Annotated in this window: 20 protein-coding genes and 2 tRNA genes; 15 read left to right on the top strand and 7 right to left on the bottom strand. The window is 45.8% G+C overall.

Features of this window, described 5'->3' with window-relative positions:
- Positions 1 to 20 precede the first annotated feature (20 nt).
- Positions 21 to 2,699, top strand: a complete 2,679-nt coding sequence (locus tag RID53_RS33350) for a DUF3536 domain-containing protein (RefSeq protein ID WP_446392178.1) — start codon at positions 21 to 23, stop codon at positions 2,697 to 2,699.
- A 318-nt stretch (positions 2,700 to 3,017) separates the two neighbouring features.
- Here RID53_RS33350 and RID53_RS33355 read toward each other — a convergent pair whose 3' ends face one another.
- The gene (locus RID53_RS33355; RefSeq protein ID WP_446392179.1) at positions 3,018 to 3,596 is read right to left on the bottom strand and encodes a fasciclin domain-containing protein; all 579 of its coding nucleotides are present in this window, start codon (positions 3,594 to 3,596) and stop codon (positions 3,018 to 3,020) included.
- Positions 3,597 to 4,336: 740 nt separating this feature from the next.
- Entirely contained in the window at positions 4,337 to 4,828 is a 492-nt protein-coding gene (locus tag RID53_RS33360; protein WP_446392180.1) for a pentapeptide repeat-containing protein, read from the bottom strand.
- A 540-nt stretch (positions 4,829 to 5,368) separates the two neighbouring features.
- Between RID53_RS33360 and RID53_RS33365 the strand changes: the two genes are divergently transcribed.
- The 5 genes from RID53_RS33365 (at position 5,369) to RID53_RS33385 (ending at position 8,719) form a co-directional block, all read left to right on the top strand.
- Positions 5,369 to 5,623: a GlsB/YeaQ/YmgE family stress response membrane protein gene (locus RID53_RS33365; protein WP_446392181.1), complete on the top strand. Its 255-nt coding sequence runs from the start codon at positions 5,369 to 5,371 to the stop codon at positions 5,621 to 5,623.
- Between the two features lie 168 nt (positions 5,624 to 5,791).
- The gene (locus tag RID53_RS33370) at positions 5,792 to 6,553 is read left to right on the top strand and encodes an HAD family hydrolase (RefSeq protein WP_446392182.1); all 762 of its coding nucleotides are present in this window, start codon (positions 5,792 to 5,794) and stop codon (positions 6,551 to 6,553) included.
- A 526-nt stretch (positions 6,554 to 7,079) separates the two neighbouring features.
- Positions 7,080 to 7,811: a RadC family protein gene (gene radC / locus RID53_RS33375; RefSeq protein ID WP_446392183.1), complete on the top strand. Its 732-nt coding sequence runs from the start codon at positions 7,080 to 7,082 to the stop codon at positions 7,809 to 7,811.
- Between the two features lie 49 nt (positions 7,812 to 7,860).
- A tRNA-Val gene (locus tag RID53_RS33380) sits at positions 7,861 to 7,932 on the top strand.
- A gap of 403 nt (positions 7,933 to 8,335) precedes the next feature.
- A complete protein-coding gene (locus RID53_RS33385; protein WP_446392184.1) occupies positions 8,336 to 8,719 on the top strand; it encodes a hypothetical protein in 384 nt (127 codons plus the stop codon).
- A gap of 203 nt (positions 8,720 to 8,922) precedes the next feature.
- On the opposite strand, the gene RID53_RS33390 is transcribed toward RID53_RS33385, so the two are convergent.
- Entirely contained in the window at positions 8,923 to 9,162 is a 240-nt protein-coding gene (locus RID53_RS33390; RefSeq protein ID WP_446392185.1) for a hypothetical protein, read from the bottom strand.
- A 28-nt stretch (positions 9,163 to 9,190) separates the two neighbouring features.
- Between RID53_RS33390 and RID53_RS33395 the strand changes: the two genes are divergently transcribed.
- The 6 genes from RID53_RS33395 to RID53_RS33420 all read left to right on the top strand — a co-directional run bounded on the left by RID53_RS33395 (position 9,191) and on the right by RID53_RS33420 (position 14,450).
- Entirely contained in the window at positions 9,191 to 10,285 is a 1,095-nt protein-coding gene (locus tag RID53_RS33395) for a helix-turn-helix domain-containing protein (protein ID WP_446392186.1), read from the top strand.
- Entirely contained in the window at positions 10,273 to 11,181 is a 909-nt protein-coding gene (locus RID53_RS33400; RefSeq protein WP_446392187.1) for an AAA family ATPase, read from the top strand. The genes RID53_RS33395 and RID53_RS33400 overlap by 13 nt, the downstream gene beginning before the upstream one ends.
- A 171-nt stretch (positions 11,182 to 11,352) precedes the next feature.
- A complete protein-coding gene (locus tag RID53_RS33405) occupies positions 11,353 to 12,441 on the top strand; it encodes a VWA domain-containing protein (protein WP_446392188.1) in 1,089 nt (362 codons plus the stop codon).
- Positions 12,442 to 12,829: 388 nt separating this feature from the next.
- Positions 12,830 to 13,351: a hypothetical protein gene (locus tag RID53_RS33410; protein WP_446392189.1), complete on the top strand. Its 522-nt coding sequence runs from the start codon at positions 12,830 to 12,832 to the stop codon at positions 13,349 to 13,351.
- Positions 13,339 to 14,178: an AAA-like domain-containing protein gene (locus RID53_RS33415; RefSeq protein ID WP_446392190.1), complete on the top strand. Its 840-nt coding sequence runs from the start codon at positions 13,339 to 13,341 to the stop codon at positions 14,176 to 14,178. The genes RID53_RS33410 and RID53_RS33415 overlap by 13 nt, the downstream gene beginning before the upstream one ends.
- Before the next feature lie 95 nt (positions 14,179 to 14,273).
- A complete protein-coding gene (locus RID53_RS33420) occupies positions 14,274 to 14,450 on the top strand; it encodes a hypothetical protein (protein ID WP_446392191.1) in 177 nt (58 codons plus the stop codon).
- A gap of 76 nt (positions 14,451 to 14,526) precedes the next feature.
- On the opposite strand, the gene tnpA is transcribed toward RID53_RS33420, so the two are convergent.
- Positions 14,527 to 14,946 (bottom strand): IS200/IS605 family transposase, encoded by a 420-nt coding sequence (tnpA, locus tag RID53_RS33425; RefSeq protein ID WP_446392192.1) that lies wholly within the window; start codon positions 14,944 to 14,946, stop codon positions 14,527 to 14,529.
- A gap of 461 nt (positions 14,947 to 15,407) precedes the next feature.
- Positions 15,408 to 15,481: transfer RNA gene (locus RID53_RS33430), tRNA-Pro, on the bottom strand.
- Between the two features lie 71 nt (positions 15,482 to 15,552).
- Between RID53_RS33430 and lipA the strand changes: the two genes are divergently transcribed.
- Positions 15,553 to 16,431: a lipoyl synthase gene (gene lipA, locus RID53_RS33435; RefSeq protein ID WP_446392193.1), complete on the top strand. Its 879-nt coding sequence runs from the start codon at positions 15,553 to 15,555 to the stop codon at positions 16,429 to 16,431.
- Between the two features lie 341 nt (positions 16,432 to 16,772).
- On the opposite strand, the gene RID53_RS33440 is transcribed toward lipA, so the two are convergent.
- Positions 16,773 to 17,072 carry a DUF3593 domain-containing protein gene (locus tag RID53_RS33440; protein ID WP_446392194.1) on the bottom strand — a complete coding sequence of 100 codons (300 nt, stop codon included), beginning with the start codon at positions 17,070 to 17,072 and terminating at the stop codon, positions 16,773 to 16,775.
- Positions 17,073 to 17,192: 120 nt separating this feature from the next.
- Entirely contained in the window at positions 17,193 to 17,546 is a 354-nt protein-coding gene (locus RID53_RS33445) for a DUF2499 domain-containing protein (RefSeq protein ID WP_446392195.1), read from the bottom strand.
- A gap of 156 nt (positions 17,547 to 17,702) precedes the next feature.
- On the opposite strand from RID53_RS33445, the gene RID53_RS33450 reads away from it, so the two are divergent.
- Both RID53_RS33450 and RID53_RS33455 read left to right on the top strand, forming a co-directional pair.
- Complete coding sequence (locus RID53_RS33450) at positions 17,703 to 19,220, top strand: DEAD/DEAH box helicase family protein (RefSeq protein WP_446392196.1); 1,518 nt, start codon at positions 17,703 to 17,705, stop codon at positions 19,218 to 19,220.
- Positions 19,221 to 19,645: 425 nt separating this feature from the next.
- Positions 19,646 to 20,968, top strand: coding sequence for a glycoside hydrolase family 3 N-terminal domain-containing protein (locus RID53_RS33455; protein WP_446392197.1), 1,323 nt, complete (start codon positions 19,646 to 19,648; stop codon positions 20,966 to 20,968).
- Positions 20,969 to 21,094 lie beyond the last annotated feature (126 nt).

Below are 21,094 nucleotides of genomic sequence, written 5' to 3' on the forward strand. Positions count from 1 at the left end.
TGTGGAATTTGGTGATCTAAATGACTTCTGCTGCTGAACTTTCAGCTTCACAAGCTGCGGCAATCAATCCCATCGCTACCTTATCAGAGGAGGCTGGGCTAGAACATGATCCCCTGCAGACAGCCAGGGGCGTCTACGTAACTGTTCACGGGCATTTTTATCAACCCCCTCGTGAAAATCCCTATCTGGATACCATTGAACGTCAGCCCTCAGCTGCACCGTTTCACAACTGGAATGAGCGGATTCATCACGAATGCTATCGCCCCAATGCCTTTGCCCGGGTGTTAAATGGTTACGGCGAAGTGGTGGGGATCGTTAATACCTTTGAATATCTCAGCTTTAATATTGGTCCGACGCTGATGTCGTGGTTGGAACGCTACGACATGGAAGTGTACGAGCGGATAATAGAAGCGGATCGCAAGAGTTGTCAACGGCTCAACGGTCACGGTAATGCGATCGCCCAAGTCTATAACCATATCATTCTTCCCCTCGCCAATGAACGGGATAAATACACCCAAATCCGTTGGGGAATGGAAGATTTCCGCTCTCGCTTTGGTCGTGATCCCGAAGGGATGTGGCTGGCGGAAACGGCGGTAGATTACCCCACCCTGGAAGCGTTAGTGGCAGAAGGGATTAAGTTTATTATTCTTGCTCCCTCCCAAGCTGAACGCTGTCGGGTTTTGCCAACCGAAGACAATCCTGATCCTAAATGGCATGAAGTGGGTGGGGGTCAGATTGATCCCAGCCGCCCTTACCGTTGTTTCTTGGAAAGTGGTGAATTTATCGACATCTTTTTCTACGACGGTCCCATCTCACGGGATATGGGGTTTAGCGATGTTCTCAGTAGTTCCGAACATTTTGCGGGTCGTCTGGGAATCGCAATTCATGGGGATCACCGTCCCTCTCAGATTATTAGTGTGGCAACCGATGGGGAAACCTTCGGACATCACAAACGCCACACGGAAATGTGTATCGCCCATGCTTTTACCCAAGTCTTTCCCCGCCGTAACTGGACGGTAACCAATTTTGCTCATTATCTCAGTATCAGTCCGCCGACGTGGGAAGTGATTCTCAAACCCGTAACCGCTTGGAGTTGTTCCCACGGTGTCAACCGTTGGCAAGATGACTGCGGCTGTGGTGGCGGCGGGGGTTGGCATCAGAAATGGCGGCGTCCCCTGCGAGAAAGTTTAAACTGGCTGCGGGATCAGTTGATTCCGGTGTATGACGAGAGGGGGCGTCAGTTTTTCCGTGATCCTTGGGCGGCGCGGGATGAGTATATCCAAGTGCTGCGCGATCGCGCCGCGTCTCGGAACGAGAATCGCTCGGCGGAAAATGTGAAGCAATTTCTGAACCGTCACAGCGTTGCGCCTCTCTCTCCCACCGACCAAATCGATGCCCTGCGGCTGTTGGAAATGCAACGCCACGCCATGCTCATGTATACCAGTTGCGGCTGGTTCTTTGAGGAACTATCTCGTCCAGAAGGGGTACAGATTTTGCGCTATGCAGCACGGGCGTTGGAGTTAGCGGGGGAGGTGGCAGGTATCCAGCTTGAGCTAGGGTTCTTGGAACGCCTACTTGTAGCACCCAGTAATGTAGACTCCTTTAAAACCGGGGATGTGGTCTATCGGCAACTGGTTGTGTCGTCGCAAATTACCTTTCAACAAGTTGCTGCCCATTACGCGATTAGTTCCTTATTTACCAACTATTCCCAACAAGAACGCCTCTACTGCTACGAAGCCCACCAGCTTGACTATCAACTCCAACGCATGGGTTCACTGACGTTGGCAGTGGGTCAATTGCGACTGGTGTCGGAGATTACCTGGGAAAATATGGAATTGGTCTTTGCCGTTCTCCATATCGGGGGCTGGGACTTCCACTGCTGTATTCAACCCTTTACCGGACGTCGGGCATATACCCAGTTGAGGGATAAGATTTTTGATGCCCTCAAGCAAGCCAGTGCTGCCCATACGATTCTGGCAATGAATCAGATGTTTGGTGAGCAGTCGTTCAGTTTACAGAATCTGTTTGCTGAGGAACGACAACGGATTATGCAGCTAATTAGTCAGGAAACTCTGACCCGATTAGATCAGCTGTATAACCAGATGTACCGGGATAATTACGGCGTGTTGATGGCATTCCATCGGGATGAATTGCCCGTACCCAAGGAATTGCAAGTGGCAGCAGAAATTGCGTTATCCAACCGTTGTCTGATTGCGATTAAAGCCCTAGACATGGAGGTGAGTGATCCCCAAGCTATCAACGCTCAGATAGCTGAACTGGAAGCGATCGCCACCGAAGCGGGACATCTACGCTGTCACCTGAATATCCCAGAAGCCAAGCCAACTCTAGAAACCTTAATTTGGCGATCGCTGTGGCAACTGTTGCATGAGGGTGATCCCGATACCCTCGGCGATGATATCCGCCAGATTGATCGGTTGATTGAGATTGGCAATCGGTTAAGCCTTGGTTTAGCGTTAGACCGTTGTCAGGAACTCTATTTCAACTGTTTACACACCTCAATCGTGCCGCAGTGTGAACTGGCAATTCAAGCCCAACGCCTGAGTGACCAAAAGAATGGACATGATCAGGCGCAGCTTACGGCGGCAAATCCTTGGACAATTATCCGACTACGCCAGTTGCTTCAGCTTGGTCAACTTCTGTCTGTGGAAGTGAGTCCTTGGTTGAGTCAGTTGATGTAGATAGTAGGGGCTTGGCAACCCATCCGTGTTTAAGCTGTGTCTGTATACTCGTCTAATCCTTTCCCCCTCATCCCCTAACCCCTTCTCCCACAAAGGGGAGAAGGGGAACCGGACTCTCTTGCACCCCTCTGCCGTGCAAAAAAAGCGAAGCATCCTCTGTCATCCCCGTGCAAAAAAAGTGAAACATCCTCTGTCCTCCCCCCTCTTGTAGGGGGGAACGAGGGGGGTTGGGAGAGGGGCTGGGGCAGAGGGGTCTAGCTTAAGTTGACACCAATGCTTGGTTACCAAGCCCCTACAGCGAATCTCCATTAGTCTCCATTAGGGTAATAGAACCCCGTTAAGCCCGTGAATCATACCGTTAGAGGCAGGAATATCTGCCATCACGACGGGTATACCATTCACCGAAACTTCGCTAGCATCGCTAACTCGTATGGTTACAGGTTTACCGGCTAGAGTGGTTAACCGCAAGGTGGAGCCAGGAGTTAAGCCAAAGGTGTTAATGTTACCGGGGACAACGTGATAGGTAAGGATTTCAGTTAATCGCGATCGGTTTTGGGGTTGAAGTAACGTTGCTACAGTTCCCTCGGGTAAAGTATCAAAGGCTTCATCAGTGGGGGCAAAAATAGTAATGGGTCTCCTCCCCGCCAGTGCTGAAGTGAGTCCGGCGGTTTTAATTGCAGCCGTGAGGGTAGAGAAAGCGTCGCTGGCGGTTTCGAGTTCATCGGCTATATTGCTCACACCCTGTTGAGCAATCAGATGGAGTCCAGGTTCTGCCTTTAATAGACGAGGAGAGTCGGTGACGCTGTTGGCGGGTAATGCGATCGCGGTACCGAGACTGGCTAGACCTAAACAGGCGGTTAGTTTCCTCAATGTGGAAGTAAAAGAGCGGGCTGGCATGAATTTTTCTCCTTGGAGCAGGTATATATAACGATTTGTATACTACTTTAGTCTGGATTCCGACCCTATGCTTCTTTCTCAGGTACAGTGTTACGTCTGTTTTGATTCAGTAGGGGTTTGGATTATGGCGCGATCAGCTCACTAATGAGTCAATTTAGACCGCAGCGCCAAGTTCGGGTTAAGCGGCGATCGCCGTTGGAATGAATGATGACTGAAGCAACGCGCCTGACTCAAAACGCTGAAGTTACAAGAAACTACATCAAGCATCTGTTAGAGCAGTTACAGCAGATTTCAGGTTGATGAGGTACAGCCTTAAGCAAGATCCCCGACTTCTTGGAGAAGTCGGGGATCTGTCTGGGTTTAGTACCGAGGGAAATATTGTTAACACAAAACTATAGGGTAATGATAATAAATAAGATTATCAGACTCTTCAGGAAGTCAATTGTAGGGGCGGGTTTAGACGCTTAATTTTGGTATATACCGATAACTTCAAAGGCAAAACCCGCCCTTCCTCGTGGTCAACCGAGGCAATAGCATATAACTATTTGAACCACGAGGCAGGAGAAAGAATAATTGCTCCTTTAGGATGAACTGTGATAGTATCCGAATGCTGGTTTAACCAATTATAGAAAATATTCGCTAGTGTTGATTGTTCATTTATTTTATGAGCATTCATTGCTAAGCCTTTCGTCAGGTGTAGTCTCGCCCTGCGACCATCAAAGTTAACCCATACACAGACATTAAGAACAACCGAGAGAATCACTGGTGGCTACACCTGTTTTAGAATTAATCCCTGACGCCTGCTGACATAAATGTTTCAGTTGTGCGCCGTCCAACAGAGCATCAGTGAAGTCAGCCCCCGTAATTAATGTATTATCAAACACTGAACCCAGTAAAAGGGTTTCGACTAAAATCACATCACTTAAATCTGCTCCCGTCAAATCTGCCTGATCTAACATGCCATAGCTTAAATCCGCACCATGCAAATTGGCATGAGTCATCACCGAACCACTAAAAATAGCCCCTCGTAAGTCAGCATAGGCAAAATTACTTAACTGTAAATTGGCATTGGCAAATTCAGCCGTCTGTAAATTTTGACCGGAGAAGTCTTTGCCTGTGAGTTGGGCGTGACTGTAGGATAAGGGAGGCGGATAGTCAGCCGCTTGAGCAGATAGAGGATGAATGACTAGAGCGATCGCGACTAGGAATGCTATCAGTTGCCGAAGAATCATCTCAAATTGCCTGATTGACCTTAATGCTTGTCCCCTATTAAATCTGATTGGTGTTAAGTCGGTCAAATTCAGGAAGCGGAGGTAGCAGACGTGCAAGACTTATGGATTGGACTGACACAGCTAAAATTGCGGAATAGACTTTACCATTGAATCGGGCGCAAAGCTTTGCGCCCCTACAGTTTCTGGGCGTCAGCTTAATCTATCAAATAAGGTGTGCCACGCCAGTAGGTTAACGTAGAAGACCTAGGTAGATCAGCGCAGAATACCTAGATAGATTAGCGCAGAAGACTTAGGTCGGTTAGCACACAAGATCCTCACCCTACTCCACCCCTAAGGGAGATGTGCATCCAAGGATACCAAACAGTCTTTCACGTTAAGAGAGGAAAATAATCTCTCATTTATTTAAGTAATGTAAATAGCACATAAACCTTCTTTCTTAGGGTAGATAAGCTTCAAGAGGTTTCTTGATAATCTAAGAACTGTGCCGATTAAAATACGATTAATTAATCATCAAATTATTAAACCAAGGAGGACATTACTATGGGAATTTTAGCCTGGATTATTTTAGGAATTCTCGCTGGCGCGATCGCGAAGGCGATTTATCCAGGTCACCAAAGCGGTGGCATCCTCGCTACCATGGCACTGGGAATCATTGGTGCTTTAGTTGGAGGCTGGATTGGTAACTTACTCTTTGGAGTCGGTTTTACAGGCTTTACTTGGTGGGGTTTACTGGTGGCAATTGTGGGCGCGATGGTCGTCTTGTTCATCTACGGTCTGGTTACGAAAAACGCATAATAATCCCTTGATTGGATAAGCTAATCCCTCGTTTAAAAGTCGGGGGATTTTACCTTGTTTGTCCGAGTCTTTTGCCAAAGAAAGATTTTGTTCGCTTCCAAAAGCCGCTTGCGTGTTTACATCTTCTGTCGGTATAGTTGCTGACATAAGACCAATCACCAATGACCAATGACCAAACTTCGAGCATTAATCTTTGACGTTGATGGGACATTAGCCAATACAGAACAAGACGGACACCGCGTCGCCTTTAACCACGCCTTTGCCGAAGCTGGATTCGATTGGGATTGGTCTGTTTCCCTCTATGGTGAACTATTAGCAGTTGCTGGTGGGAAAGAACGTATCCGCTATTATTTGAAGCAATACCGCTCTGATTTCCAACCTTCGGCTAATTTCGACGAGTTCATTGCCAATCTGCATCGGGCGAAAACTCACCATTATCAGCAACTTATCGCCACGGGTTCTATCCCCCTACGTCCGGGTGTGCAACGATTGATTAAAGCGGCGCGATCGCAAGGAATACGGTTAGCGATCGCCACCACTACCGCCCCTACTAATGTAACTGCCCTTTTGCAGCATACCCTAGGGGATGAGAGTCCGGCGTGGTTTGACCTGATTGCGGCGGGTGATATCGTTCCCGCCAAAAAACCCGCCCCCGATATTTACAACTATGTACTGCGGCAAATGGATTTGCCACCCCACGATTGTTTGGCGATCGAAGATTCTGATCAGGGTTTAATTGCAGCGACGCAAGCAGGTATCACCACCCTAATTACAGTCAACAATTATACAAAAGACCAAGAGTTTACCCAAGCGGTACTCGTGTTAAATCATCTCGGAGAACCGAATCAACCCTTTACCGTTCTCGCCGGAGATGCTGGAGATAACCAATATGTTGATATAGAACTCCTGAATCATCTCCATCACCGTTAGGATGTTTGCAGTCACCACAGTTAACGGTGCGGTGAAAAGACTACAGTTAATAGGGGGTAAGACGCCACATTCCCTATTCCCCAATCGCCAATCACCTAACTTTACAAATCTGAGTTCAAAATTCTATTATTATAGCAATAATATCTCAGCCATGATATCATGTTCCTCTAGACAGTGATTCTTGACTTTTACCGTGCCACCTTAGTATTTACCTTGGAGCCATCTGCCTTCGGTAGTATCAAGTAGTATCAACGTGTAAGTATTCAACCGAACCTGATAAGTAGTCGGACAAAAGAAAACAGCACGTCCACTAAGTTTTGTCAACAAGCCTCAAACCCTTACAAATGACGTAGCTTGCTTCTCAAGGAAGCGAGTATGACAAATGACGAATGACAAATGACGAATGACAAATGACAAATGACAAATGACGTAGCTTGCTTCTCAAGGGAGCGAGTTCTTCACCGTTCACGTTAATTATGTCCACCTAGTTAATGACCGGCTTGTCCCGGAGTGATGGGGTAGCATTATGACCTATAGCCTTAGAATTACCGATATTCCTGCTAGCGAACGTCCACGCGAACGATTAATGGCGATCGGTGCCAAAAACTTGGCGACAGCGGAACTAATTGCCATTTTACTTGCCACAGGTCAGGGGAAAGGTAAACTTTCAGCAGTCGGTTTGGGACAATATATTTTGCAGCAATTGAGTCAAGATGAACGCGATCCCATGGCGGTATTGCGAGATATCTCACCCCAAGAGTTGATGCGTATTCATGGCGTTGGACCCGCCAAAGCCGCCACGATGCTAGCCGCCATTGAACTGGGGAAACGCGCCTTTCAGTCTCGCCCTACAGAAGGTACTATAATTGATAGTCCCATGGCGGCGGCGGCGGCTTTCAGTCATGAGTTAATGTGGCAAACTCAGGAACGTTTTGCTGTGTTGCTGTTGGATGTGAAAAATCACTTATTGGGGATTAAACTCATCTCCGTTGGTACAGCAACACAGACATTAGCATGTCCTCGCGAGATTTTACAAGCTGTTTTGCGCCATGGGGCGACGCGGTTTATTGTGGGGCATAGTCATCCAACGGGTAGTGTTGAACCTTCTGAGGATGACATTGATTTGACCACACGGCTTTTGCAGGGGGCACTGCTAATCGAAACACCTTTAGTGGATCACCTGATTTTGGGAAATGGCAATCACCGGAGTCTACATCACACGACTTCATTGTGGAAGGAATATCCCCAAGATATTTAATGGTGTGAGTTGTAGTTTCAGGCGGCGCTATGTTAATTTAATGGGTTAGGGGCGATTAGCACAGTGGTAGCGCACTTCCTTCACACGGAAGGGGTCACTGGTTCGAGTCCAGTATCGCCCATTTAAGTTTTATGACAATACCTAATCATTGCGCTTTCAGCGATCGCTGATTTTCCTCTACAAAAATCAATAGAGTTTTGTTTAGTTTTCACTCTCAGAATGCCCACCCTATCAGAAACTGGTATTCCGTCAAAAGAGGATAAATCCTTAATTAACTGATTAAAGCACAGCCCAAATAAAGTGACTATTTACGCATTGTTTAAACGCGGGCAATGCAAGCATTTTAAAGCTTAATTTTCAGGAAGCGACACTCGATTTAGAGCATCCTGGAACATAAATTAGTAACGCTTTGTCAGAGGATGTAGTTACGGAAAAATCATGTGATGCCCAAGGTCAATGCGTTTGTTAACTAGCAAACGATTCTGATACTTTCATTGAATTGATCCTCTCAAACCTGGTGAATTATGACTCCCCCTTCAATTGTGAAAAAGTTTTTCTTGACCCCGGTTATGATTTTGGGTTCTACCTTCTTCATTTTAACTTCTCCCCTTCTATTTGTGGGATCTTCGCCGATACAAATTTCCTCGGAAAATGAACCGATATTTTCCGGTAAAGTTAAAGATATAGCCGCTCCTTACCTGGGTTTGGCAACCTTGCTCAGTTTAGGAGCCTCTGTGGGATATGTTGCGGTTAGGGGTTGGCGACAGTCGGCTCATCAGGCGGCGATAACTGCACAGCAGATGTCTGTTTTAGAGCAAGAACTCCAGGCGAAAGAAACAGAGTTAGTGGAGTTGAAGGCTTCACAACTCCAGTTAATGGCGGAAGGACTCGATGGATTCTTGGAATAAAAGCATCGTTCATTTAAGGCTCTTAATGTCAATAATGACGAAATCCTTGTAGTGCGTTTAGCGAAGCCATGCCGCAGGCTTTGCATCTTGCTCGCTACTAATATCCAATTTAAATACATGACAGCTTGTTAGACTAAGCGAAACTCCCCCTTTTTAGATCCTCCTGCTCTTCCTATCTACTACGGAAAGAGCGCGACTCGGTATTACTTGTCTCCCTTGTCCTCCCTATTAAACAGGGAGTAGAATGTCCCCACAACCACGACGAGGGCGAGAAGTGGGACATATTCTGGAAATGTGAGAAAGATTACAATGATTTCCAGGATGATTTTCATGGCTTCTACGTTTTGCATGAGTGGTTTTCTGGTGGGTTCGACATTTTCATCAAACTCGGCGACTGTCGGAATCAGTGTCGTTCCGACAAAAGTCCGACAAAAAATCGACATGAGGAAAGCTACGGGTCAAATATGAGCGATGTCGGTTAGAGTGGCTCCACAGTACATCCGGGAGGTTAAGCAAGCTTATAAACGTCGCTGTCACACTCAGCAACGTTTGGCTGAGGAGTTGGGGATGAACCGAGACACGATTAGTAAATTTGTCAATGGCAAGTTCATCAGTTACTCCTACTTCGAGGAAATTTGCCAAAAATTAGGGCTAAATCTGGAAAAAATCGCTGATTTTGAGATTGAGGAGAATGAACCGTCAGACTCGTCTGAGCGACTTTCTTCCCTAGAAGAACGGTTGCTGGGGTATGGGGGACTTTCTGATCTTCAATCCCCGTCTAATCCGGTAGAACCGCCACCTCAGCACAGGTTTCCGGTTCTGTTTGATCGCATTCTTGAGATTGACTTTAAGGAACAGTCTCAGCGATTTAAACAGGTGATTGAACTTCAGCGCACCGCAGGCTTTCTGGTTCATGGTGAGCCTTGCTATGGACAGCAATTTTTGCTGAATCGACTGTTGCGGTTGATCCCAGGGCGGCAGAATCAATCTCCGATTAAAATTGATGTCAGCTCTAGTGGTGTGGGTAAGAGTATCCCAAACTTGTGGCGAGAACTTACTGCTTGTCTCCAATTAGCCAGAGAAGCGACACCTACGGAGATTATGGATCGAGTTTGCGATCGCTGGCAAACTCAGGATGTTATTTTTGTCTTCTATACGGTGGATTATATGCCGCCAGGTATGCTTTCTGAATGGCTACAGGAGTTCTGGGAACCGTTGGTGACAAGAGCCAAGAAAAGTTTACCCCAGGGCGATAAGCATTTGTTGATGTTTCTGGTGGATAATTGTGGCAGTGTTGGTCAATCGTCGAATGTTAGGTTAGCTGAGAACTTTGAGCAACCGGAATATCCCTTTCGCTTACCACCAGCGAGTCTATTTCCACGAGAAGCCCTGGATGAGTGGATAGACAATCTGAGTATGTCGAGCCAACTTCAAATACCGACTGGATTGACTGCCAAAGTTTTGTTAGAACGTTCTAATAACGGTGTTCCTCACTATGTTTATGAAGAAATATGTAGGCATTGTGGGCTTAGTTGGGAAGGAGTATTGGCAAAATGGTTAATTTAAGCCACCCACTTGCGGCGAAAGGTAAGCCCTATTACACAGGTAAGCCCATCTCTGAGGAAGCCTGGAAAAAAACAGGAATAGCCCCTTATTTGCCCTCGCCAGAACTGGTTAATGCGGTGAATTTAGCGATATTTATAGAAAAACGTCCGTTGTTGTTGAAAGGGGAACCGGGATGCGGTAAGACACGATTAGCGGAGGCGGTGGCTTATGAATTAGGCTTACCTTATGAGCCGTGGTATGTTAAGTCAACCAGTCGGGCGCAAGATGGACTTTACACCTACGATGCGGTGCGTCGTCTACACGATGCTCAACTGGTGCGGATGGGTGAAAAAAGCCAGTCTCAGGTGGAGAATTTAGAGCATTATATCAAAATGGGGGCATTAGGACGGGCGTTTCAAAGTCATCAGCGCACCGTGGTGCTAATTGATGAAATTGATAAGGCGGATATCGATTTCCCTAACGATTTGTTGCGGGAACTTGACGAGCAGACGTTTGTTATTGAGGAAACGGGGGAGAAGGTTAAGGCAGTTTATCCGCCGATTGTGTTTATTACCAGCAATGATGAAAAAGATTTACCGGATGCTTTTTTGCGTCGTTGTCTGTTTCATTATATTGAGTTTCCGGGGTCAAACCAGTTAGTTGAGATTATTAACGCTCATTTTCCGGCATTGACGCCAGCGTTAGTTGAGGCGGCGGTAGAGCGATTTGCTGAATTGCGAGAGAAGATGGTGAAGGGGAAGTCGGGGAAAAAGGTGAGTACAAGTGAGTTATTGGATTGGGTGGCGGTGTTGCAGCAGTTTCCCCAGGATGAGGTGTTAAAGCAGCTTGAGGGAGATTTGCTGTTTCCTGAGGTGTTGTTGAAGAAGTGGGAGGATCATTTGCGGTATTTGAAGTAATATAAAATTTAATAAATAGAGAGCCGGGAAATAGAGAGCCGGGAAATCAATTTCCGGAACCCAAAGCTAAAACCCGTTTTAACGGGTTAGTTATAGAGGAAATCTATAAAAAGTAGAGTAAATTGAATATACAATAATGGATTTAATTTATGTTTAATTTAAATTGGCGTTATGAATTATGACGAACTGCCATTGATAGACATTTTTAACAGCCTGCGCCAGCGCCATGGTTTACCGTTGGGGGTAGATGAGTATTTGGTGGTGGTGCGATCGCTCCAGGCTGGTTTGGGTGTGGGGAGTCGGCTGGAGTTGGAACAGTTGTGCTGTCTGGTGTGGGCGACATCTGAGGCGGAATGTCAACTGATTCGACGGCTGTTTGAGCAGATGTGGGCGCGTTTGCAAACCAATTCACGGGAAGAGAGCGATCGCGCATCCCAGGCTTCTGTCTCTCCATCCCCACCCTCTCAACTCGATCAGCCAAATCAGGAGTTAGAGGAATCTCCCCGTAAAACCCTAGACATGGATGAACCGGTGCAGGTGGTTCAGGCGGTGCGTCGCTATAAACCGGATAAAGAATTCAAACGCCCCCGCTATATGTTGCTAACTGAATATTTCCCCGTTACCAAGCGACAAATGAAGCAAAGCTGGCGTTATTTGCGTCGCCCGATACGGGAAGGAATACCCGTAGAATTGGATATTAAAGCGACAGTGGAAACGATGGGGCGTCAAGGGATTTTACTGACACCCGTGTTAATTCCGCGTCGGATTAATCGCACAGATTTGGTGTTAATGATTGATCAGGAAGGTTCAATGGTGCCGTTTCATCGGCTGTCGCGACAGTTAGTTGAAACAGCCCAACGAGGGGGGCGGTTGCGACAAACTCGTGTATTTTATTTTCATGATTATGTTGATGAGTATTTATATCCTCATCCCGCCTTGGTGAATGCTCAATTAATGGATGAGGTATTAACAGAAGTGGGGGAACGGGCAGTAGTCTTGATTATCAGCGATGCGGGTGCAGCACGAGGAAATTTTGATGCTGAACGGGTGAAGCAGACTCAAAACTGGATGGAACGGTTAAAGCAGTCGGTGCGTTATACAGCTTGGTTAAACCCGATGCCAAATGAGAGTTGGTTATATACAACGGCGGCAGAAATTGCCCATTTTGTGCCAATGTTTGAAATGAGTCGTCAGGGGATGAATGCGGCGATTAGCGTATTGCGCGGGCGATCCGGGGTTGGGGAGAAAATGTATAGATGATGGGTAAATCAAGCCGGAAAATAAATTTTGGGAACCTCAAATTCAAATCTGCTAAACCTAAATCAAGCCGAGAAATAAATTTCCGGAACCTAAAGCTGAAACCCGTTAAAACGGGTTGAATTATTAGGATGCATGTCAACTTTATAATGGCATGGCACACCTAACTTGAGGGATTAGAATTACGTCCGAAAACTGTAGGGGCGCACTGACGTGCGCCCAAAAAACCATCAAATCTATTCCACCATTTTAGCTGTATCAGTCCGCCATCGTGAGGAGAGCGAAGCGTAACGCACTATTACTCAAGGTATCATGCTTATTAAAGCTAACTTATACTATTAGTCAGTATTGCGTCTGTCTCAATTCCCAATCCCAATCCCCAATCAAAATCATGGCAACAACGAACCAAGAACGAGAAAAGCGAATCGCTGTTGAGCGGATTGTTGGATTTGCCAAACAATTTGGGGAAGCCCATCTAAATCTAGCTTGTCACGCCGCATTTCCTCTAGTTCTCACCCCTGACTTACTCTACCAAATTTGGGCAACCTTCATCCCGGAAACACCTTGGGCGGCGGTAGCGCGGGTGCTGCTGTCGCGTTTATGTCGGCAGGTTGGCTATGAGATGTATGAGATGGATATTCCGGTTCGCAATCTGTTACTCAGAGAATTGAAAGAACAGTTTGGGCAGCAAAGATTGGAGGAATTGGGTGCATTTTTGATTGATTATGTAGCGCAGCAGCTTACTGAATATGATCCGGCTACGCAAGATTTACGAGAGGCGCAGGAATGGACGGCGTTGGCGTATACGCAACCTGCTGAAGCAGGGCGAAAATTGGCAGAGGTTCTCAGTGAAACTGTGAAAGGAGAGAACATAGATAAGCTGAAGGAATTGTCTGCGCGGTGGTTGAGTTGACTCGCATTGGTCGTCAGGCAAATGAACAGCAATGGTATAAGGGAATTGCTTACCGTTTAATCAGTGAATTACGACTTGCGTCTCGGTTCAATTGGCGACAGTGGTGGGCTGAGCATGAATCTTTATCGCCTGTACAACGCTTAGGTAAGTTTATTGAGGAAGTCTTGTTAGCTATTATTCCTCAACCCATTGTTATTTTTATCGATGAAATTGATTGTCTACTGAGCTTAAGTTTTCCGACTGATGATCTTTTTGCCCTAATCTGCCACTGCTATAACAGACGTGACCAGAATCCAGAGTACAAGCGTTTGACGTTTGCGCTGTTGGGTGTAGCCACGCCCTCTGATTTGATTCAAGATAAGACAAAAACACCTTTTAATATTGGTCAAGCGATTGAATTACGTGGTTTTAGCCTAGACGAAGCGATGGCGTTAACACGGGGATTAGAAGGTAAAGTAGAAAAGCCTCGATCTGTCCTCAGAGAAATTCTGAAATGGACAAACGGTCACCCTTTTTTGACTCAAAAGCTTTGTCGGATTACCCAAATGATTATCTATACTATTCCTGCTGGTAGTGAAGCACAGAACATCAAAAACTTAGTCAGGTCGCAAATCATTGAAAATTGGGAAGAAAACGATCATCCTGAACATCTGAGAACCATTCGCGATCGCATAGTCAAAAGTAATAAGATTGGTGCAGAATCATTACTTCGCTATTATCAGCAAATTTTACGAATAGGAGAAATATTAGCTGATGATAGTCCTGAGCAAAAAGAATTATGCTTATCAGGTTTAGTGGTTAAGCGCAATGGTAAGTTAACGGTCTAAAATTTAATTTATAAATCTATATTTAATAAGGATTGGGTCAAAGATGAGTTAGCCAAAATTTCTAGGTAAAAACTGAAATCAGTATTCCCGATATCTTGCCTAATGGTCATCAAATTAATGGGGTGTATAAAACACGCGATCGCACCCTCCATAATCATTCTCTCTACCAACCCGTTTTAACGGGTTTCAGCTTTGAGCCGGAAATTTATTTCCAGGCTAAATCTTGTGGCGAGAAAGACCAACTTGTTGTAATGGCTTTCGCCTCTGGCTAAATCTTATGGCGAGAACGACCAACCCGTTTTAACGTTTGCCTTAGCTTTGAGGAAACGTATTTCCAGGAGTAATCACTCACTTATTCACCTCAAAATCCCGTTCCAACGCGGGAATTGCCGTGCCATTTAAATGGTGCGTCTTCTGGTTTAGCACATAAGCCTTCGCCTCTTCCAACTGTTTACCTCCCAAAGTAAACACCCCATATCCGTGCTGCCAACTAAACGCCAAAGAAGAAGCCGATGGCTGATGATTCAAATGATACGCACTACTCCCTTTAATTGTCTTGACAAAATCGGCAACGGATAACTTTGGAGGAATTGAAACCACTAGATGAATATGATCCGCCATACCGCCAATCCCATGGAGAATACAACCAATCCCATCAGCCTTGCCAATAATATAACGGTATAATTCAGATTCTCGCTCTGGAGTAATCAGAGGTTGACGGGATTCTGTTGCCCAAATGATATGGTAGTAGGTGCGCCATAAGGACATTATTTTTACAGAAGTGAGCTAGGAAATAGGTGAGCTAGGAGGTGAGCTAGGAGGTGAGCTAGGAAATAAATTTCCAGCTCAAAGCTTAAACCCGTTAAAACGGGTTCAAAGATTTACCAGAGCCGATAAACGTGTGATTATTATGAATAGTGTTGTGCCTAATCGAGATTATACCTTATTTCTCTGTGGGCTAAGATCTCAGAGCGATCGCGTCAGCACCAAACCGGGAACCTGTCAGTGAGTAAGGCTTTCAACCCGTTTTAACGGGTTTCAGCTTTTAGCCGGAACTTTAGTTCCAGGCTTAAATCAACGCCACTCACTACTTACTTAAATGGCTCAAAACCGGGAACCTCTCAGTGAATAAGGCTTCCAACCCGTTTTAACGGGTTTTAGCTTTTAGCCGGAACTTGAGTTCCAGGCTTAAACTGACTGACGCCACTCACCACTTAATTAGCTCAAAATCGGGATGACAGGATTTGAACCTGCGACCCCCTCGTCCCGAACGAGGTGCGCTACCAAGCTGCGCTACATCCCGTAATATCTCATCCATCCTACCACAGACTTGCTAGGATTAACACTGGTACTTTCGTGGGAGCATGTTCAGGAGTGGTCGTTAAACCTGAATGGTTAAGAGTCAAAGCACCGCAATGGCAGCGTGTGGGCAACGTTAAGGATATCTTACGGGATTTGGCACTGAATACCGTTTGTGAGGAAGCCTCTTGTCCCAATATCGGTGAGTGCTTCAATGCTGGCACTGCTACCTTTTTAATTATGGGACCTGCCTGTACCCGTGCCTGTCCCTACTGCGATATTGATTTCGAGAAGAAACCCAAACCCCTTGATCCTACAGAACCTACCCGATTGGCGGAAGCGGTAGGGCGACTGAAACTTCAGCATGTGGTAATTACTTCGGTGAATCGGGATGATTTACCTGATGGGGGTGCTTCTCAGTTTGTCCATTGCATTGAAGCGATTCGCGCTATCTCGCCTCAAACCACCATCGAGGTATTAATTCCAGATTTGTGTGGCAATTGGGATGCCCTAGAAACCATTCTCCAAGCTAAACCCGAAGTCCTCAACCATAATACCGAAACCGTCCCCCGACTCTATAGACGAGTACGTCCTCAAGGAGATTATCCGCGATCGCTTGAACTTCTTCAACGCACTCATGAACTCGCCCCCTGGATTTACACCAAATCTGGCATCATGGTGGGATTAGGCGAAACTGACGCCGAAGTGCGCCAAGTTATGCAAGATATGCGAGCCGTCAATTGTGATATTCTCACCATTGGGCAATATCTTCAACCTACTCAAAAGCACTTAGGTGTGACTGACTTTATCACCCCAGAACAGTTTGATATGTGGCGAGAGTTTGGCGAATCTATCGGCTTTCTACAAGTTGTCTCCTCTCCCCTCACCCGCAGTTCCTATCATGCTGGAGAAGTGAGATCATTAATGAAGCGTTATCCCCGACAAGCGGTGTAGGGTGTGGGGTGTGGGGTGTAGGGAACAATTAAACCCATCTCGCGGCTCAATAAGTAGTCGGACAAAAGAAAATGGTACTGTATTAAGTTTTACAAATCGCCCTCAAACCCTTACTGTTCCCTGTGACACACCGAGCGCAGCCGAGGTGTTCCCTGTTCCCTGATCTCAACCGTTAAGTTTAATTGTGTCCACCTACTTAGTGATTAAGAACTTGGACGCCAGAAAATGCATTTCTTCCAGCCTAAAGTTCAAGTAAGCTTTAGCTGACTCGGTAAATCTTTGAACCCGTTTTAACGGGTTTTAGCTTTTAGCCCGAACTTTAGTTCAGGGCTGACTTTAGTTCAGGGCTGACTGGAGCGTGACTTTTGAATAATCGCTTGGCGAAAACCTAAAACGACCAAAATATTAGATAGGGTGAGAAAAAACTCAGCACTCCCATGCAACCAATCAACATTGGCTAATTGTTCCCCAAACGCAACCTTGGCATAAATTCCCGCCGGAATCGTAACGCCAACAAACACCAATAGCGCATAAAATCCAATAAGTGCTAACCGTGGAGTTTGTCCAGAACGAGTGATAAACCACAAAAAACCCAAGTAAGGGAATAAGGAAACCGCAAATAAAGTATCTTTAGAAATCATCACATTACATTCACAGAACATAGGGGCGCATAGACGTGCGCCCTTATTAGTTTGTCACCGAATCGGATTGATTTTGCAAAAAATAAAGTCATCTATCGTATCACTAAACGGGTAGTTTAGCTAAACAGCATCAACAGGCGTCTTAGATTTTTCCGATTCGCTGCTATCACTCTGATCAGCTTTTCGCGAACAGCGCCAAATCCACCAAGCGGCGGTACAAAGGGTAACATTTCCTAATACCGTCATCGAGGCTTGCAGGGTAACTAACCAATCCAACGATTCAGGATTGTCAAAAAAGTGCCAGGTACAAGCACACATCGCACCGACTAAGGCAGGAAACATGGCACAAGATAATGCCCACCAGTAACGATTGCCTGTAATGTCACCATAACTCCAGATTAACCAGATAGCGGCAATCCATTCGATAACGCTAGAGACGTGAATGATCCATGTTGGAACTGAAAGGGCATGCATAGAAACAGTTTACTTGACGCGATCGCACAACCTCAATCATTCTAACCCCCACTGTCGCTCTTTTGCCTTAGGTCTAAAACAGTATGTAAATAGCTGATCGCGCCCTCGACTCTGGCACAATACAATAACGGAGGGGACTTAATACAGAACAAACGAATGGCGCGTACCCCAAAATTAACTTTTGACCGGGGAACTCTACTCCTTCATCCACCCCCACGGGGTAAGGCGTGGGTGGATTATGCGACGTGGGATGATCGGGTGGAAAAGTTTCGGATTCCAGGGATGCACTATCGTCCCCTGGTGGAAGTGCTGCAAGCCTCTGAGGTTGATTTTATTGATGATGCGAAGGAATTTATTCCTTTGGAGTTGGTTTGCAGCTTTGAGATGGAACCCTATCCCCATCAACAAGAAGCCTTATTAGCCTGGAAATTAGCAGGGCGTCGCGGGGTGGTGGTATTACCTACCGCCGCCGGAAAAACCTATCTGGCTCAACTGGCGATGCAATCGACGCCTCGCAGTACGTTAATTGTTGTACCCACCTTGGATTTAATGCATCAATGGTACGCCCAGCTAGAAGCTGCGTTTCCGGATGTGGAGGTAGGATTACTCGGCGGAGGTTCGCGCGATCGCACGCCAATCCTAATTGCCACCTATGATAGCGCCACAATTCACGCCGAATCCCTGGGAAATCAATACGGATTGTTAATATTTGACGAATGTCACCACCTACCCACCGACTTTTATCGGGCAATTGCTGAATACGCGATCGCACCTTACCGACTCGGACTTACCGCTACCCCGGAGCGTACTGATGGGCGTCATAATGACTTAGATGGATTAATCGGTCAACAGGTCTATCGCAAAAGCCCAGATGACTTGGCTGGGTTAGCCTTGGCGGAACATAAGGTGGTGCAGATTAAAGTAAAACTATCACACCAAGAGCGCGATCGCTACGATGCTTGTCTGAAACTGCGGAATAATTTTTTAAGAGAGTCAAATATTTACCTCGGTAGTATTAACGGATGGCAACGGTTTGTGCAAGCTAGTGCGGGTTCTCAACAAGGGCGTCGCGCTATGTTAGCGCATCGGGAATCTAAGGAAATTGCTTTAGGAACGGAAGGGAAATTACGAGTATTAGCCGATTTAGTCGCGAAACATTATCCGGAACGGATCTTGGTCTTCACGAATGATAATGCCACAGTTTATCGGATTTCCCAAGAATTTCTGATTCCTGCGATTACTCACCACACTCCCGTCAAAGAACGTCACGAGATTCTCCAACGATTTCGCGAGGGAGACTATAAAATCTTAGTCGCCTCCCATGTTTTAAATGAAGGCGTTGATGTTCCTGATGCACGAGTGGCGATTATTTTATCGGGAACAGGTTCAGAACGGGAATATGTGCAGCGATTAGGGCGAGTGTTACGCAAGGGAACGGATCAGAATAAGTTGGCGATATTGTATGAAGTTGTTGCAGAAAATACCAGTGAAGAGGGAACATCGCAACGGCGACGCGGTTCCAGTGGAAAAGGCAAAGCTAAACCCAAACCTAAACCCAAGGAAGTGGAAAAGCCGAAGCATCGACAGTTGGAAATCTTACCTTCTCAACCTTACGAAGTGAAACCTTCTAAGTCCCCGAAAGCTGCCGAGTCTCCGGGTAAGTATGACGTATGATAGAGGTTGGTAGTTGCGCTTGAGCGCTAAAAATATTCCCATCGCTACTATAAGTGCCATTCAGATTAAGTCCGTTTTTAACGCAGAGGGACGCAGAGGTTAGCGCAGAGGTTCGCAGAGGAAGTTTGAGTAAAAAATTTAACATTTTATAGGATTTGAGAAACAACTGGAAACGATATATAGCAGTCGCCAAGGCGATTAGGACACAGCAAAATGCTGAAACCTTGACCAGTCAATCTTTTCCCTTCTGCCTTCTGCCCTCTGCCCTCTGCCCTCTGCCTTTTGCGATAAGTACCTGGACATAAATTCTGTCCGCTGTACTAAGAAACGTTAAGAAGCTTCAAACTCTTACTGTTGCCTGTTGCCTGTTGCCTAATCTCAACCGTTAACTTTAATGAAATGTCCTATTTCTTTAACTATGAGTAATGATTGTGTTTATTAAACTTTTGATCAAACTCGTCAAACTGGCTTTGGCTATCAGTTTAGTGTTTCCGGCAGTTTATTTTAGAACGCCATGGTTGGCAAGTTTAAGAGGTGAGGCATTTGGTTTGGTCTTTATCCTTAGTTTAGGATTAATTGTTTCGGAAATTGCAGGCTGGGCGAGAAATTCAAGCAAAAGACAAGTTATTCTCAGCGTTTTGATTTTAGCGATCGCGTCATTCAGTTTTTCTTTGGCGGTGACGACAGAAGTTAAGTTCCAGTTGACTAAACAAGCGATTCTCAATCGAGAAGCCAGCCAACTGGAAACTCTGGGTCAGCATTTTATCGTGGGTTATCGCAATCTTGAGGAGGTGAAAATTCTGGTTGAAAAAGGCGCGATCGCGGGTGTCTTTATCACTAGACGAAATATTCAGAATAAAACCCCAGACGAAATCCAGCAAGAAATCCAATCGTTACAAGCCATTCGCGCCAATCAGGGGTTATCGCCATTGTGGATCGCCACGGATCAAGAAGGTGGTATTGTCTCGCGATTATCTCCACCTTTAACTAAATTACCTCCCTTATCATCAATTATTGAAAAAGATATCGATAGTGCCAAAGAAGACGTTATCCGCTATGCTAGTATTCAGGGCAAAGAATTGTCGGAAATTGGTATTAATTTAAACTTTGCCCCAGTCGTGGATTTAAATTATGGGGTTATCAGTTCTGAAGATAAGTATTCTAAAATTTATCTGAGAGCCATATCTGCCGATAAAGATATTGTGGCTAAGGTGGCATTATGGTATTGCCAAACCTTAGCTGACTATGGCGTAACCTGTACCATTAAACATTTCCCTGGATTGGGACGAGTGGATACGGATACCCATCTTGAGGATGCTCAATTGAAAACGTCGGTAGCGGAATTAACCCAAGCAGACTGGATGCCATTTCGGGAAGTTATGAGCAAAACAAACGCCTTTACGATGTTGGGACACGCTCAATTAATTGCCGTTGATCCTGACCATCCTGTATCGTTTTCTCAACAAGTTGTTACAGACATTATTCGAGACAAATGGCAGCATAATGGCATTCTGATTACAGATGATTTTAGTATGCATGCGGTTTATAGCAGTCAAGATGGGTTGGAGGCGGCTACGGTAAAAGCCATCAACGCTGGAGTTGATTTAATCTTGATGGCTTACGACACCGATTTGTATTACAACGCGATGAATGCTTTGCTTCAGGCCGAATCAGCTAATCGTTTAGATATTACCGTTCTGAAAAGAAGTAATACAAGACTCAAGCAAGCTATCAGGAAAATATTATGAATTATGAAGAAATAAGGAACGGTGAGGCGTGAATTAATAAGAAATGGCAACATTGGCAACATGTCCTGATCGCATAAAATTATTTATGTATTGAGAAACATATCAAACGCATCCTTCAGTTGACCC

Origin of the sequence: Coleofasciculus sp. B1-GNL1-01 (genome assembly GCF_040220235.1) — a bacterium.
In the GTDB taxonomy this organism is placed as follows: domain Bacteria; phylum Cyanobacteriota; class Cyanobacteriia; order Cyanobacteriales; family Coleofasciculaceae; genus Coleofasciculus.